Origin of the sequence: uncultured Flavobacterium sp., assembly GCF_937967675.1 — a bacterium.
Classification (GTDB): Bacteria; Bacteroidota; Bacteroidia; order Flavobacteriales; family Flavobacteriaceae; genus Flavobacterium.
The window spans coordinates 1-15,333 of record NZ_CALBSN010000112.1 but is presented as its reverse complement, the minus strand read 5'-3'; the positions used below and the strand labels follow the sequence as shown (position 1 = coordinate 15,333).

Annotated in this window: 12 protein-coding genes; 4 read left to right on the top strand and 8 right to left on the bottom strand. The window is 33.8% G+C overall.

Features of this window, described 5'->3' with window-relative positions:
- Nucleotides 1-788 (bottom strand): DNA polymerase III subunit delta' (locus tag Q0075_RS07660; RefSeq protein WP_297868999.1); only part of this gene is annotated, 788 nt, incomplete at its 3' end.
- Between the two features lie 157 nt (nucleotides 789-945).
- Between Q0075_RS07660 and Q0075_RS07655 the strand changes: the two genes are divergently transcribed.
- The 4 genes from Q0075_RS07655 to Q0075_RS07640 all read left to right on the top strand — a co-directional run bounded on the left by Q0075_RS07655 (nucleotide 946) and on the right by Q0075_RS07640 (nucleotide 5,222).
- The gene (locus Q0075_RS07655) at nucleotides 946-2,133 is read left to right on the top strand and encodes a phosphoglycerate kinase (RefSeq protein WP_297868998.1); all 1,188 of its coding nucleotides are present in this window, start codon (nucleotides 946-948) and stop codon (nucleotides 2,131-2,133) included.
- 66 nt (nucleotides 2,134-2,199) lie between these two features.
- Complete coding sequence (locus tag Q0075_RS07650; protein WP_297868997.1) at nucleotides 2,200-3,738, top strand: lytic transglycosylase domain-containing protein; 1,539 nt, start codon at nucleotides 2,200-2,202, stop codon at nucleotides 3,736-3,738.
- Between the two features lie 16 nt (nucleotides 3,739-3,754).
- Nucleotides 3,755-4,738: a DUF4837 family protein gene (locus Q0075_RS07645; protein WP_297868996.1), complete on the top strand. Its 984-nt coding sequence runs from the start codon at nucleotides 3,755-3,757 to the stop codon at nucleotides 4,736-4,738.
- Between the two features lie 37 nt (nucleotides 4,739-4,775).
- Nucleotides 4,776-5,222, top strand: a complete 447-nt coding sequence (locus Q0075_RS07640) for a GNAT family N-acetyltransferase (protein WP_297868995.1) — start codon at nucleotides 4,776-4,778, stop codon at nucleotides 5,220-5,222.
- 244 nt (nucleotides 5,223-5,466) lie between these two features.
- Here the strand turns inward: Q0075_RS07640 and Q0075_RS07635 are convergent, their stop codons facing one another.
- From Q0075_RS07635 to Q0075_RS07605, 7 genes are all read right to left on the bottom strand, one after another.
- Complete coding sequence (locus tag Q0075_RS07635; RefSeq protein ID WP_297868994.1) at nucleotides 5,467-6,321, bottom strand: OmpA family protein; 855 nt, start codon at nucleotides 6,319-6,321, stop codon at nucleotides 5,467-5,469.
- Between the two features lies 1 nt (nucleotide 6,322).
- Nucleotides 6,323-7,957, bottom strand: coding sequence for a S41 family peptidase (locus tag Q0075_RS07630; protein ID WP_297868993.1), 1,635 nt, complete (start codon nucleotides 7,955-7,957; stop codon nucleotides 6,323-6,325).
- Between the two features lie 71 nt (nucleotides 7,958-8,028).
- Nucleotides 8,029-8,400, bottom strand: coding sequence for a ribonuclease P protein component (gene rnpA, locus Q0075_RS07625; RefSeq protein WP_291110085.1), 372 nt, complete (start codon nucleotides 8,398-8,400; stop codon nucleotides 8,029-8,031).
- 65 nt (nucleotides 8,401-8,465) lie between these two features.
- Entirely contained in the window at nucleotides 8,466-10,586 is a 2,121-nt protein-coding gene (locus Q0075_RS07620) for an elongation factor G (protein ID WP_297868992.1), read from the bottom strand.
- A 149-nt stretch (nucleotides 10,587-10,735) separates the two neighbouring features.
- The gene (locus Q0075_RS07615) at nucleotides 10,736-12,613 is read right to left on the bottom strand and encodes a M1 family metallopeptidase (RefSeq protein ID WP_297868991.1); all 1,878 of its coding nucleotides are present in this window, start codon (nucleotides 12,611-12,613) and stop codon (nucleotides 10,736-10,738) included.
- A 77-nt stretch (nucleotides 12,614-12,690) separates the two neighbouring features.
- Entirely contained in the window at nucleotides 12,691-14,286 is a 1,596-nt protein-coding gene (locus tag Q0075_RS07610; protein ID WP_297868990.1) for a S8 family peptidase, read from the bottom strand.
- Nucleotides 14,287-14,359: 73 nt separating this feature from the next.
- Entirely contained in the window at nucleotides 14,360-15,220 is an 861-nt protein-coding gene (locus Q0075_RS07605; protein ID WP_297868989.1) for an MBL fold metallo-hydrolase, read from the bottom strand.
- Nucleotides 15,221-15,333: the final 113 nt, after the last annotated feature.

Sequence of the window (15,333 nt, the reverse complement as noted above, 5' to 3'; positions counted from 1 at the left end):
TCTACAAACCATTCGTCAAACGGAAATTCATCGTCTTCTTTTCGTAAAATATGCAGGGCTTTGTTATAATTTCCTTCGCTTTGATGCGCGATTTTTTTCGCAACTGTTGGTTCGCAATTTTCACGTGAAACCAAAGCTTCCGCAATTACACTTTCGCTCAAACCAATAAAATCAATCACTTGACAACGCGATAAAATGGTTTGTAACATATCGGTTGTACTTTCGGTAATTAAAATGAAAACCGTTTTAGCGGGCGGTTCTTCTAATAATTTCAATAATTTATTGGCTGACGAACCATTCATTTTATCCGCCATCCAAATGATCATGACTTTGTAACCGCCTTCGTAAGCTTTTAAAGATAATTTTTTGTTGATTTCTGTCGCTTCATCTACTCCAATTAAACCTTGTTTGTTCTGAATTCCGAGATTTTTTAACCAATCAAACAAACTTCCGTACGGACTTTCGGTTAAAAATTGGCGCCATTCTACCATGAAATTATCACTAACCGCATGACTTTTAACGCTATCGGTTGTAGCAACAGGAAAAACAAAATGCAAATCGGGATGCGAAAAATGTTCGAATTTTAGGTTACAAGTGGTGTTTTCTCCTAGATTTTCACCACCAACATTGCCACACAAAATATATTGCGCATAGGCAATCGCCATCGGAAGTGTTCCACAACCTTCAGGCCCTACAAACAACTGAGCATGCGGAATTCTTCCGGCTTCGGCACTCTTAGTTAAGTGATTTTTAATATGTTCCTGTCCTAAAATATCTTTGAAAAGCATGGAACAAACCTAATCAAAAATTACCAAAATTGGTAGAAAAGAAATTAAAAAGTTGGTTTTAGAAGAATTTAAAAAAATGCAAAATATGATATTTGTTATAAAGATTTAAAATACAATAATTTATATTTGCATTCGCTCAAATTAAAATTCGATACAAATGAAAACACTTAACGACTTCAATTTCAATAACAAAAAAGCAATTATTCGTGTAGATTTTAATGTGCCTTTAGATGAAAATTTTAAGGTTACCGATGCTACAAGAATCGAGGCAGCAAAGCCAACAATTGACAAAATATTGAAAGATGGCGGAAGTGTAATTTTAATGAGTCACTTAGGAAGACCAAAAGGAGTTGAAGCGAAATATTCGTTACAACACATTGTTGCAAAAACGGAAGAAATTTTAGGTCAAAAAGTACATTTTGCTTCGGATTGTATTGGAGAAATTGCTGAAAATGCAGCAAAAAATCTTAAACCAGGCGAAATTTTATTATTAGAAAACTTACGTTTTTATGCTGAAGAAGAAAAAGGAGATGTAGAATTCTCAAAAAAATTAGCTTCTTTAGGTGATATTTATGTGAACGATGCTTTTGGAACTGCGCACAGAGCGCACGCTTCAACTACTATTATTGCGCAATTTTTTCAAGATGCGAAATGCTTCGGTTATTTGTTAGCAAAAGAAATTGAAAGCATCGAAAAAGTATTAAAAAATTCAGAAAAACCCGTGGTTGCGATTTTAGGAGGAAGTAAAGTTTCTTCAAAAATCACAGTAATTGAAAATATTTTAGACAAAGTAAACCACATGATTATAGGTGGCGGAATGACCTTTACGTTCATCAAAGCATTAGGTGGGAAAATTGGAAATTCGATTTGTGAAGACGATAAATTAGATTTAGCTATCGAAATTTTAAAACAAGCCAAAGAAAAAGGCGTTCAAATTCACTTACCGGTTGATGTTATTGCTGCTGATGCGTTTTCAAACGATGCTAATACGCAAGTTGTTGATGTGAAAAATATTCCAAATGGATGGCAAGGTTTAGATGCAGGTCCAAAATCATTAGCCATTTTTAAACAAATTATTTTAGATTCAAAAACAATTCTTTGGAATGGTCCATTAGGTGTTTTTGAAATGGAATCTTTTGCTAACGGAACCATTTCGTTAGGAGAATATATTGCAGAATCAACTGCAAATGGCGCTTTTTCACTTGTAGGTGGTGGCGATAGCGTTGCGGCTGTAAAACAATTTGGATTAGAACCAAAGATGAGTTACGTTTCTACCGGCGGTGGAGCGATGTTAGAAATGCTGGAAGGCAGAACCTTACCTGGAATTGCAGCTATTTTAGATTAAGAATACAATAAAACGTTGGTTATTAAGTTATTAATGATTAACACGCCCCAAAAAACAAAAAACAGAATGAAAAAAACAATTATAATAACATCCCTTTTTCTGTCGCTTTTTAGTTTTGCGCAGGAATCTGTGGAAAAAGAAAATTTACTTCCGTTGCCTAAAATGTCCTATTTGGATTCATTGAAAACAACGTTTGTAAATCACAGTACTAGTAATTGTATTGATGAAAGATGGTTGTCGGAATTAGCGAATTTCGAACTATCAAATGATATGTTTAAAGATATTTCTACTATTAATATCGATGCAGAAGTTAGTTACAATCTTTCAACCGACTTGCTAAAAAAACGTTTGGCAAAAATGGATGCTAAATCGCCTTTTAATATTGAGTATCATCCCGCATTAGAAAATACGATTAAAGCCTTTTTGAAAAATCGTCCAAAGGCATTTGAGCGTTTAATGGCGATATCGGAATATTACTTTCCAATGTTTGAAGAGCATTTAGCAAAATATAATATTCCGTTAGAATTGAAATATTTGGCTATTGTAGAATCAGCTTTGAATCCAAGAGCGAAATCTCGTGTTGGCGCTTCTGGTTTGTGGCAATTTATGTATCCAACAGGGAAACAATACAATTTAGAAGTCACTTCTTATGTTGATGAACGTTATGATCCGTTAAAAGCAACAGAAGCTGCTTGTCAATATTTATCAAGTTTATACGGAATTTTTGGAGATTGGAGCATGGTTTTAGCAGCATATAATTGTGGACCAGGAAACGTTTCAAAAGCAATTCGTCGTTCGGGGGGAAGTCAAAATTATTGGAACATTCGTAAAAATTTACCTCAAGAAACGGCTAATTACGTTCCAGCGTTTTTAGCTACATTTTACATTTACGAATTCAAAAAAGAGCACGGAATTCAACCTAAAAAAGCGCCATTAACGTATTTCGAAACCGATACAATTATGGTGAAAAAGCAAATGTCGTTTAAGCATATTGCAGAGTTATTGGATATTTCGGAAGAGCAACTAGAATTTTTAAATCCAATTTATAAATTGAAAGTGATTCCTTTTGAAGGAGATAAACCACATTATTTGCGTTTACCAAAAAATAAAATGGGATTATTTGTTTCTAACGAAGAGAAAATTTACGCTTATTTGAATTATTTAGAAACGTACAAAGAAAAAACAAAATCGGAATTTATTGCTTCTACTTCAAAAGATTCTATTTCATCTTCTGCCGATTCATCATTTGTAAGCAAACCTAAATTTGAACGAAAAACGCAGTTTCACACCATTAAAAGCGGTGAAAGTTTAGGTAAGATTGCCGACAAGTACAATGTTTCCATTTCTGAACTTAAAAAATGGAACAGCATTAAAGGAAATAACATTCAAGCTGGAAAAAAATTAAAAATTTATTCTGATAAAAAAGTAATCACTAAAACGGAGTCTAAGCCCAATAATGACGGGACTTATACGGTTAAAAGTGGTGATTCGTTATTCTCAATTTCAAAACAATTTCCAGGCGTTTCTATAGAAGATATTAAAAAATGGAACGATATTAGTGGTGATAACATACAACCCGGAATGAAATTAAAAATTAACGGATAATAAATTGTTCTACCCCATGAAAAAATTAGCAGTATTCACTTTTGTTGCCCTATCGTTTTTGTCTTGTAAAGAAACTTCTAAAGAAGAAACACAAGCCATTTTATCAGAATCTAATGGAAAAATCAATAATGTTTCGATTATTATTGATGACAATTTGTGGAATGGAGAAATTGGCGATAGTATTCGTAAAAAATTTGCTGCTCCAGTAGATGGTTTACCTCAAGAAGAGCCATTATTTACTTTAAATCAATATCCAACAAAAGTTTTTGAAGGATTCGTTCGTAAGAGCCGCAATATTATTGTTGTAAAAAAAGGCAAAGAAGCAGCATTTGTTTCTAATACCAATAAATTTGCAAAACCACAAAATATTTTCTTCATTTCAGGAACTGACACAGAAGATGTTTTGAATATTTTGGAAGAAAAATCAGCTGAAATCATCAAAAAAATCAAAGCTGCTGAAATCATTGAGAATCAAATTCGAATGAAGAAATCTCTAGTTTCAGATGAGCAATTACAAAAAAAGTTTGGGATTAGTCTTCAAATTGGTTTTGGATATAAATATGACATGGTGAAAGACAATTTCGTTTGGTTACGTAAAGAATTTACCTCAGGTTACAATAGTATTTTAGTATATCAAGTTCCAATTGATAAAGTGGAAAATGGAGGTGATATCATCACGAATATCACTACTATGCGTGATGAAATAGGAAAGGCTAACATTCACGGAACATTGCCAAATACCTGGATGATTACTGAAGCGGCTTACGCTCCTTACCTTTTCGAAGAAAAAATTGCCAACAAAAAAACCTATTTAACCAAAGGAACTTGGGAATTGAAAAACGATTTCATGGCGGGACCTTTTGTGAATTATGCCATCAAAGACACCAAAAATAATCGTTATTTAATTTTAGAAGGCTTCACTTATAATCCGTCAAAATCGAAACGTGATTTGGTTTTCGAATTGGAAGCGATTATTCAATCCGTTAAGTTTTTAAAATAATATAAAGTTCCCTTCATTGGGAACTTCTTTTTTTAATATGGAAATAAAATTCAAAATAAAGCGATTTAACGAACTTTCTACATCCGAACTCTATTCTTTACTTCAACTACGTTCAGAAGTGTTTGTAGTGGAGCAAAATTGCGTTTATCAAGACATTGATGGCAAAGACGAGAAAGCGCTTCATATTTTAGGATATTACAATGGCGATTTAGCTGCATATTCTCGATTGTTCAACAAAGGATATTATTTTGAAGAAACATCTATAGGACGTGTTGTAGTTAGCCCAAAATACCGTGATAAAAAATTTGGTCACGATTTAATGCGTGTTTCTATTGCAGGTATCAAAGAAAATTTCAATGAAACCGCTATAACCATTTCTGCTCAAGAATATCTCAAAAAATTCTACGAATCGCACGGATTTATCCAAACCAGTGAAATGTATTTGGAAGACGATATTCCGCATATTCAAATGAAACGTTCTTAGTTTTCAGTCTCAGTAGAAACCTTAATTAATCAGATTTATAGAGACTTCTTTCTCACATACATGTCACGCTGCAAAGTATCACTTCTTTTACACAGATCTTCTCCGTTTTTTTGATTTAGAATTATAATGTGTTGAAATGAATTTCACAGAGCAAATTAGTGTTAATTCGTGTAATTCGTATTTTAATTTATTAATGAAGTGACGAATTAATTTTTGAAATTGTACTTGCCCTTGAAATTTAATTTTACTTCTTCGGTTGTTCTACAGGAACCACATCATTTTTAGTAATCAAAAGCTCTACTCTTCTGTCTAAGGCGCTTCCTTTTTTCAAAGATTGCGTATTACCATATCCTTTAAAAGTCATTCTTGTTTTACTAATGCGTTTCATTAAAAAGTAGTTGTACACTCGTTTTGCACGATTGGTAGATAATTCACGTTTTTTGGTGTCGCGATCAATGGCTTCTTTTTGAAAAGTTGGGGTGCAACAAACATGTCCTTGAATTTCGAAATGAATATTTTTGTATTTGTGTAATTCTAAGGCAATTCGGTCTAATTCTTTCTTGGCTTTGTAGGTTAATTGGCTACTGCCTCTTTCAAATAAAACGTGGTCAAGGTATATTCTATCGCCTACAATTCGGTCTTTTTTAATTGTACTGTAAATCCCATGAATTTTTAAATCTTCAATTACAACAGGTTTGAAGTTTACTACTACGTCTACTCTTCGGTTTTTAGAACGGGCTTCTGGAACATTCGTTTGCATGTCTTCATCAAGCATGATTCTACCTTTTCCTTCAAGTGTTATGATGATTTTACTTTTGATACCTCTTTCAATTAACTTATTTTTTACCGTATTGGCTCTATTTGTTGATAAAGTGTAATTATAAGCATCTTTTCCTCTATCATCGCAATAGCCAAAAATCTGAATCGATTCAATTCGAGTAGTATCTATTTTACTTACGAATGTTACTACGGCATTCGCTTGTTCTTCTTTTAAATTGTATTTGTCAAATTCAAAGAATATTGAATGAACTTCTTCTTCCTCTTGAGCAAAAGAAATTAGTGTAAAAAATAAAAATAGTAGGGAAAAGAAACGCATCATCTTATTTTTTTAATATTGATTTGTACTGCGATTGATTGTTTAATAAATCAATCGCTTTCTCAATTTCTATATTTTCTTTGGTGTAAAATTGATACAAGCCTTCACGATATTGATAACGTGTAATTAGCTCTTCCTGAATTAGTTTTTTTATTTGATTTTTGTTTTTATCCAACTCTAATTCTTGATTTTTTTCAATTGCCAATTCCAATTGTTTGTATTCTGCAACAATTTGAGTATCCATTTTTTCTTTTTTAGCTGTTTCTAAAACGTTTTTCAAGGCTTTATTGGTTTCGGTGTCTAAAGTGATTTTCTCTTGCTTTAAAAAAGCTTTAAAAGCCGCATAATCTGTGTCGGTTATGGTTGGAATTCCTGAAACGGTTGGGTTTTTAAAATACCACTGCGTTGCAAAGTTGAAAATAGCATCCGATTTAACAACAGCCTCCGTTATTGTTGCTGTTTTGGTTTCTTCGATTTCGATGTCTGGTAAAACACCGCCACCATCATAAACGGTTCTTCCTGCTTTGGTTTTAAAAGCATTGAATTCGTCTTGAGATTTTTTGATAGCTTTTCCGTTTGCGTCTTTTTTCGAATAATCCAAAGCTTGAATACACCTTCCTGAAGGCGTGTAATATCTTGAAATCGTAACTTTTACTTGCGTTCCATAGGACAAATCTAATGGACGTTGTACCAATCCTTTCCCAAAACTTCTAGTTCCTAAAACTACACCTCGATCCAAATCTTGAATTGCACCTGCTACAATTTCGGAAGCCGAAGCACTTTTTCCATCCACAATAACTGCAATTGGAATTTCTATATCTATAGGTTCATTTTTAGTACGATATTCAAAATTATGTTTTGGATTTTTCGATTTTGTGGTTACGATTAATTCGTTTTTTGGCACAAAAAGGTTACAAATATTAACGGCTTCATGCAATAATCCACCCGGATTTCCTCTTAAATCTAAAATAATTTTGGTTGCTCCTTGTTTCTTCAATTCTAACAAAGCCGCTTTGGTTTCTGAACTCGCTTTTTCTGTGAATTTCGTTAAAACGATATAACCCGTATTGTCTTTTAAAAGTGAGAAAAAAGGAACTGCTTTTATTTCAACATCATCTAAAACAATTGTGGCATTTTGGGTTTTTCCTTGTCGAATGTATTGAATTTCAATTTTGGTATTTTTGGCACCACGAAACAATTGTGAAGCATCTTCTTTGTATTCTTTTAAGTTAATATCTCCGATTTGAATTACCTCATCTCCTGCTTTTAATCCGGCTTTATCAGCTGGAAATCCTTTGTAAATTTCTTTTAGAAAAACTTTTCCTTCTTTGCGTTGAACCATAGCGCCAATGCCAGTGTACTCGCCCGTATTGTTGATTTTAAATTTTAAAACGTCCTGCTCATTAAAGAAAACCGTGTACGGATCTAATTCTTTCAACATGTTTTTTATGGCGTTATCCATCATTTCACCTGGATTGGTTTCATCCACGTAATTTTGGTTAACGGTTTTAAAAAGTCCAGTGAAGATTTCAATTTGCTTGGCAATTTCAAAAAAATCGTTCTTGAAACTAACGCCCACAAATAAGAAACCTGTTGCTAGAACAGGAATGATTATTTTTGCTTTGAAATATTTTTTCATGTTGAAGTCTTGAATTGTACTAGTTTACGAAAGTAAAGAATCTTGAGCAAAAATTAAACCAAAAGTGCAATTTACTTCTGCCTTTCGTTGAATTTTTGAAAAAGTTGGATGGTTTTCTCTTCTATTTCTTGATAAGAAAGTCGCTCTTTTGATTGATAGAAAAACATAAATGCGTATGGTTTTTCCAAATGATTAATCAAAAGATGTTTGTTTAAACGATAGGTTTCACGTAAAACACGCTTGAAATAATTGCGATCGACCGCTTTTTTGAAGTACTTTTTAGAAACGGAAACGCCCATTTTAATTAGTTCTGCATTAGGTTCTGAATTTTCAACATAAACCAAACGCAACGGATATTTCGAAACTGATTTTCCTTCTGAGAATAAAAGGTCAATCGTAGTTTTGCTTTTTAATTTTTCGTGTTTGGGATAAGTGAATTTCATGCAACAAAGGTATAAAAAAAGCTTCCTCAATTTGAAGAAGCTTTTCTAAAATCAAAATTCACTCATCATTCAGATAAAACCGCATTGCTTATAACTAAACTTTCCTGAACATGAGTAGGAACCAGTTGATAAGAACTAAATTCCAATTTGAATTTTGCTTTTCCTTGTGTTAATGAACGAAGTGTAGAACCGTAATCTTTGAGTTCTGCTAACGGCACTTCGGAAATAATTTTTTGATAATGACCATCCGTATCCATTCCTTGAATAATGGCTCTTCGGGTTTGTAAATCGCCCATAACATCACCGGTGTAGGCATCTTCACAAAGTACTTCAAGCTGATAGTAAGGTTCTAAAAGTTGAGGTCTTGCTTCATTAAAAGCATCTTTAAAAGCATGAGCAGCGGCCAATTGGAACGAGATGTCATTACTATCTACTGCATGCATTTTACCATCGTAAATACAAACGCGAATGTTTTGACAATTAGAACCTGTTAACGGACCTTCGGTCATAGATTGCATGATTCCTTTTTTGATTGCAGTGGCATAACGATTGTCGATAGCTCCACCCACAATACACCAGTAGAATGCGAATTTTCCGCCCCAAGGCAATTCTTCAATTTCTTTGTTGCGAACGTTTACGTCTTGTGGTTCTGGCATATCATCATAATAAGGCTCAATAGTTAAATGAACTTCTCCAAATTGTCCCGCGCCACCACTTTGTTTTTTATGGCGGTATTCTGCTTTTGCAGCTTTGGTTATGGTTTCGCGATATGGAACTTTTGGTTCTTCAAACAGGATTTCGATGTTGTTTTCAATCTCGATGCGATGTTTGATTAAATCCAAATGCAATTGCCCTTGACCATGTACAATGGTTTGTTTTAATTCCGAAGATTGCTCTACTTTGAAAGTCAAATCTTCTTCTTCAATTTGATGTAACGCTTTAATCATTTTTTCCATATCGGCTAGATTAGCAGTTGTAACCGCTTTTCTGATGCGACTTTCTGGAAATTGCATTTTTCTGACTTTTCTTTCTACACCTTTAGCATTCAACGTATTGTTGGAGTGTCCGTATTTTAATCGAACTGTAACTCCTAAATCACCAGCAACTAATTTGTCAACCGAAGTTCTTTGTTTTCCTTCTGCAACGAATAATTGCGTTAAGCGTTCGGTTTCTCCGTTATCGGCATTTACTAATTCATCACCAGCATTCAATTCACCCGAAAGCACTTTGAAATAAGAAACCATTCCCACTTGCGGTTCCGAAAGGGTTTTATAAATGAAAATAGTAGTTTTGTCACTAGCATCGCATTTTAATTCACCACCATTTTCTAATTTTTTCGCTGGTCTATCGGCTGGAGATGGCGCAATATCATCAATGAATCCCATGATTCTTCCACTTCCCATATCTTTTAATCCAGAAGCACAGAAAACCGGAAATATTTGTTGATGAGCAAGCGCAATAGTTAATCCTTTTGCTAATTCTTCTTCATCTAAATTACCTTTTTCGAAGTATTTTTCCATCAACCCTTCTTCATTTTCTGCAGCCGCTTCTACTAAGGCATTATGAAGTGCATTTGCTTTTTCTAATTCCGATTCTGGAATAGGCATTTTTTCTGGTTTTCCGCCATTTTCTGGGAAAACATACATCGTCATACGAAGTACATCAATAATACTATTGAATTTTTCTCCTGAATTGTATGGGTATTGAATCGGAATCACTTTATTTCCGAAACGATTTATGGCTTGTTCTAAAGTAGTTTCGAAATCTGCTTTTGGATGGTCCATTTGATTGATGACAAAAAAAGCAGGTGTTTGATAATTTTGAACGTATTCCCAAACGATTTCCGTTCCTACTTCTACTCCAGATGCTGCATTTAAAAGAATTACAGCAGTATCGGATACTTTAAGTGAAGAAACGACTTCACCAATAAAATCGTCGAAACCTGGAGTATCAATGATGTTGATTTTGTTGTTGTGCCATTTAACGTGCATTAAGTGGCTGTATAAGGTGTTTTCTCTTTCGTGTTCTAAATCGGTAAAATCCGAAATGGTATTGTGATTTTCTACCGAACCACGGCGTGGAATTGCGCCACTTTCAAATAACATGGTCTCGATAAAGGTGGTCTTTCCTGATCCTGAATGCCCAAGAAATACCACGTTTCTAATGTCTTTTGTTGCAATGCTCATGACTTTATGTTTTTAAATGAATAACTAATTTTAATTTGCATTTTTAGCACATTAAAATTACGAAAGCTAAAACAGCTAAATCATGATATTTGTCATCTTACAAATTGAAATTGAGCACAAAAAAAGCGACTTTCGAGTCGCTTTACATTTTATTTTTTTGGAAAGATGTTATCTTCTTTATTAATATCCGCCATCATGTTTTCTGGGTCAATGGTGATCGATTTAATTTTATCTTTTGGTTTTGCAATTTCAAACGTGAATGTTGGGTAAGCCCAATCCCAACCTTTTAACACATTTCCTTTAATTCCGGCATAGGGATTTGGTTTTTCCCAACGCATTAAGGTATTTGGAATGTAGAAAAATTCTTTAGTTCCATCGGTATATTCTACCATAACATCTAAAGGCATTGGCATTCTTCCTTTTCTTTCAAAAACTACTTTTGTATTCGCAGCATTGGCTTCAGAAACTTCTTTGATGCTGTAATCAATAGTATTTGTAGTTAGCGTCCAATCTAACAAATACCAATCTAAATTAGCACCTGAAACTTTTTCAGCCACACGTTTGATATCGTTCGGTGTTGGATGCGTAAATTTATATTCGTTGTAGTAACGTTTGATGGTTTTGTTGAGGTTTTCTTGTCCAATTAAATATCCCAATTGTACTAAAAACACTTCTCCTTTACTGTAAGCAGAAATACCATACGCCATATTGATATCGTAACGATCAGCGTGTGTAGAAAGCGGTTGTTCTTTACCTGATTTTGCTAAATAAATGTAATTGTTATATGCATCTTCATAAGGAATTTCAGGTTTTTTTGGAGGCAATACCTTGTTCATCGCCAAGTTAGAAATGTATGAAGTAAATCCTTCATCCATCCATTCGTGTTTGGTTTCGTTGGTCGCTAATACAAATTGGAACCAAGAATGCGCCATTTCGTGAGCGGTTACACCAACTAAACTTCCAAAAGCCCTGTTTCCAGTGATTAACGTACACATACCATATTCCATTCCTCCATCGCCACCTTGAATAACTGAATATTGTTTGTATGGATAAGGTCCAACATTTTCATTAAAAAACGCTAGTAATTCGGCTGTTTTAGGTTGTAATTTTTTCCAATTTTCAATAATGTCTTTGTTGTTTTTGTATAAGAAATGCAACTCTACATTATTAGGACCTATAATCATGTCGTGGATAAACTCATTATCAGCACCCCAAGCAAAATCATGAACATTCGGCGCATAAAAATGCCAAGTTAAGTTTTTGGTTTTCTTAGGATGAACTACTTGTACGCCAGCATCTTGATAGCCGTGACCGATTTCGTTTTTGTTTTGTAAATAACCTGTTCCACCAATAGTATAATTTTTGTCAATGGTAATTTTCACATCAAAATTACCCCAAACCCCATGAAATTCTCTTGCGATGTAAGGATTTGCGTGCCATCCTTCAAAATCGTATTCGCATAATTTAGGATACCATTGGGTCATCGATAAAGCAACGCCTTCTTCTGACAATCTTCCAGAACGACGAATTTGTAACGGCACTTGTCCATCAAAATCTAAGGAAAGCGTAGTTTTTTGTTTAGGTAAAATAGGTTTTACTAAAGTAACTTCTAAAATAGTTCCTACTACTTTTGTGGTTGCAGAAACTCCATCTTGTTTAAAATTAGCGATGTTTAAATATCCAATTTCATTTGGTTTTAAAGTACTAATTCTACTTTCTTTAAATTCTTTCCCTTCTTTTTTAAAGGTTTTAACCATTCGTTTATCAGGATCGGAAATCGATTGAAGTCGCGCATCCATTTCGCTTCCTGGTTGAAAAGCATTGTTATACAAATGATAGAAAACTTTGTGTAAGGTGTCAGGTGAATTATTTGTGTACACAATTTCCTGTTTTCCTTTGTATTGGAATTTTTTCACATCCATGTTCACCTCCATTTTATAGTCAACATGTTGTTGCCAATACCCTGGATTTGGATTGTTTTGTGCGAAACCAATACAAGAAGTAAGTAAAAAAAGTAATTTTTTCATAATCAATTTTTTAAAAGAAAAACCTACAAGAATTTAACAACCTGTAGGTTTTTGGTTTTACTAAAGTAATGATACTTTTATTTTTTCGCCATTTTAGCTGCTAAAACTAAAGCGTTGTAGGCATTAACAATTCTTCCTGATTTAGAAGCGTCTGCAAAGTTTGCTTTATGCTTGTCTTCACCAATTGTAACTGTGTTTTTTAATGGCGTTCCGCTTTCCATGATGATTTGCTTAACTTGAACTGCAGTTAAACTTGGATAGTAAGAACGAATTAAGGTTGCCACACCAGCTACGTTAGGAGAAGCCATTGAAGTTCCTTGTAAATATTCATACGTATTTAATGGAGTAGTAGCATAAATTTTATCTCCTGGAGCATAAATATCTACATTGTTTTTTCCGTAGTTAGAAAAACTTGCCACCATTTTAGTTCCGTAAGTTGGAGAAAGCGCTCCAATAATTAATACGTTTTTAGCGTATTCTGGACTTCCATCATAGGTATCGTTTGGATATTTGTTTTTTACATCTAAATCATAAGATTCGTTTCCAGCAGCGATAACTACTAAAACGTCTTTTGATTCAGCATATTTGATGGCATCCATAACCCATTCTTTGTGTTGTGAATAGTATTTTCCAAAAGAACCATTGATTACTTTCGCACCATTATCTGCAGCATAGCGAATAGCCAACGCAATATCTTTATCATATTCATCTCCATTTGGAACGGCTCTTAACGTCATGATTTCAGCATTATTCGTAACACCATCACCACCTTTATTATTGCCTCTAACTTGCGCAACAATTCCAGCTACGTGCGTTCCATGTTTTGCTTCTTTTGGCTCTGGACCTACTACATTGTTGTTTCCGTATTTAGTATCTTTTAAATCATCTGGATTGTCACCAACGATTTTTCTTCCATCAAAATCAACGTTTAAGTTGTAGTTAACTTGTCCGTAGATATAATCTTTGAATTCTTCAATTTGTTTATCAAAATCCGCTTTTGTGCTATTACTTAAAACTTGTGTAAAAACGGCTTTAGCTTGAGATAATGAAGTTTCTGTTGCAGGAATTGCTTTAACTTCTTCTAATGTAAAATCATTCTTTTTGAAATAGCCGACTAAAGCTTTTTCAGCATTTACAATAAAATCTAATTGTTGCTTTTGAGGTTGAATACCTTTTAATTCTTCTTCTAATTCTGCTTTTGCTTTGTCATATTCAGGAGTTCCAGGACCTTTTTTAACGATACGTGTCATTTCTAATTGCTCATGAACAGCATTTCCTAAGAAATTCCAACCGTGAATATCGTCGATATAACCGTTTTTGTCATCGTCAATTCCGTTACCTGCAATTTCTTTTGGATTCGTCCAAATCACCGCTTTTAAATCTTCGTGATTGATATCAACACCAGAATCTACGATTCCAACAATTACTTTTTGACCTTTTTTGCCTTTTAACAACTCAGCATAAGCTTTATCAACACTCATTCCTGGAACAGTATCTTTTACTAGATCTAAATGACTCCATCTTTTTAAGTCATTTTCTGCAATAGGAGTTGTTTTTAAAGGTAAATTATCAATATTTTCAACAGGTGTTGAAACCATTTTTTGCGGTCCACAACTTGCTAGTGCAAAAGCAAAAGCTAAACTTAGATAAAGTGGTCTAAAAATTCTCTTCATTTTTCAATTAATTAATTTCAGTTATTGGACTGAAGTGATTTGTATTTGTTACAATTGAATTGTTTATTTAACATTATTTTAGAATGTCTTCGCATTTGAAAACATCTTTTAAACGAACACCTTTTTCAGTTCGTTCAACCGTTATAATTTCATTGTGAGCATCGTGCTCTAACCATAAATAATAATTATTATCAGCGGCTGCATTCATGAATTTTGCTTTTTCGTCTAACGTTAATAAAGGACGAGTGTCATAACCCATTACATATGGAATTGGAATATGACCAGCCGTTGCTAATAAATCCGCACAAAAAACGATGGTTTTTCCTTTGTAGTTAATGTGTGGAATCATTTGCTTTTCCGTATGACCATCAGCATAGAAAATATCGAAACCTAACTCGCTTGAAAAACCAAAATCACTATCTGGGCGATTAATAAAATGCAACTGACCGCTTTCTTGCATTGGAAATAAATTTTCATGTAAAAAAGAGGCTTTTTCTCGTGCGTTTGGTTCCGTTGCCCATTTCCAGTGATTTTCATTGGTCCAAAATTTGGCGTTTTTGAAAGCTACTTCGTAACCCGTTTTGTCTTTGTTCCAATTCACACTTCCGCCACAATGGTCGAAATGCAAGTGTGTCATAAAAACATCGGTAATATCATCGCGATGAAAACCAGCATTTTTTAACGATTTATCCAAAGAATGATCGCCCCAAAGTGAATAATAACCAAAGAATTTATCTGATTGTTTGTTGCCCATTCCAGTATCAATCAAAGTTAATCGGTTTCCATCTTCAATTAAAAGGCATCTAGCTGCAATATCAATTAGGTTGTTTTCGTCGGCTGGATTGGTTTTATTCCAAATGGTTTTGGGTACCACACCAAACATAGCACCACCGTCTAATTTAAAATTTCCCGCTTCAATAGGATGTAATTTCATAGGTCTAACAATTTTCAGCCAAATTACAAAAAATACTATAAACAGAAGCTATGAATCGATAAGTTATAAAAATGTTAGCAACTCTTGTAAAAAGCAATTTATGGCTTATCTTT

Excerpts from the sequence above, each read along its gene's own strand:
- Q0075_RS07650 (WP_297868997.1), top strand. The coding sequence starts at position 2,200 with ATGAAAAAAACAATTATAATAACATCCCTTTTTCTGTCGCTTTTTAGT.
- Q0075_RS07655 (WP_297868998.1), top strand. The coding sequence starts at position 946 with ATGAAAACACTTAACGACTTCAATTTCAATAACAAAAAAGCAATTATT.
- Q0075_RS07645 (WP_297868996.1), top strand. The coding sequence starts at position 3,755 with ATGAAAAAATTAGCAGTATTCACTTTTGTTGCCCTATCGTTTTTGTCT.
- Q0075_RS07630 (WP_297868993.1), bottom strand. The coding sequence starts at position 7,957 with ATGAAAAAATATTTCAAAGCAAAAATAATCATTCCTGTTCTAGCAACA.
- Q0075_RS07640 (WP_297868995.1), top strand. The coding sequence starts at position 4,776 with ATGGAAATAAAATTCAAAATAAAGCGATTTAACGAACTTTCTACATCC.
- Q0075_RS07615 (WP_297868991.1), bottom strand. The coding sequence starts at position 12,613 with ATGAAAAAATTACTTTTTTTACTTACTTCTTGTATTGGTTTCGCACAA.
- rnpA (WP_291110085.1), bottom strand. The coding sequence starts at position 8,400 with ATGAAATTCACTTATCCCAAACACGAAAAATTAAAAAGCAAAACTACG.
- Q0075_RS07610 (WP_297868990.1), bottom strand. The coding sequence starts at position 14,286 with ATGAAGAGAATTTTTAGACCACTTTATCTAAGTTTAGCTTTTGCTTTT.
- Q0075_RS07605 (WP_297868989.1), bottom strand. The coding sequence starts at position 15,220 with ATGAAATTACATCCTATTGAAGCGGGAAATTTTAAATTAGACGGTGGT.
- Q0075_RS07620 (WP_297868992.1), bottom strand. The coding sequence starts at position 10,586 with ATGAGCATTGCAACAAAAGACATTAGAAACGTGGTATTTCTTGGGCAT.
- Q0075_RS07635 (WP_297868994.1), bottom strand. The coding sequence starts at position 6,321 with ATGATGCGTTTCTTTTCCCTACTATTTTTATTTTTTACACTAATTTCT.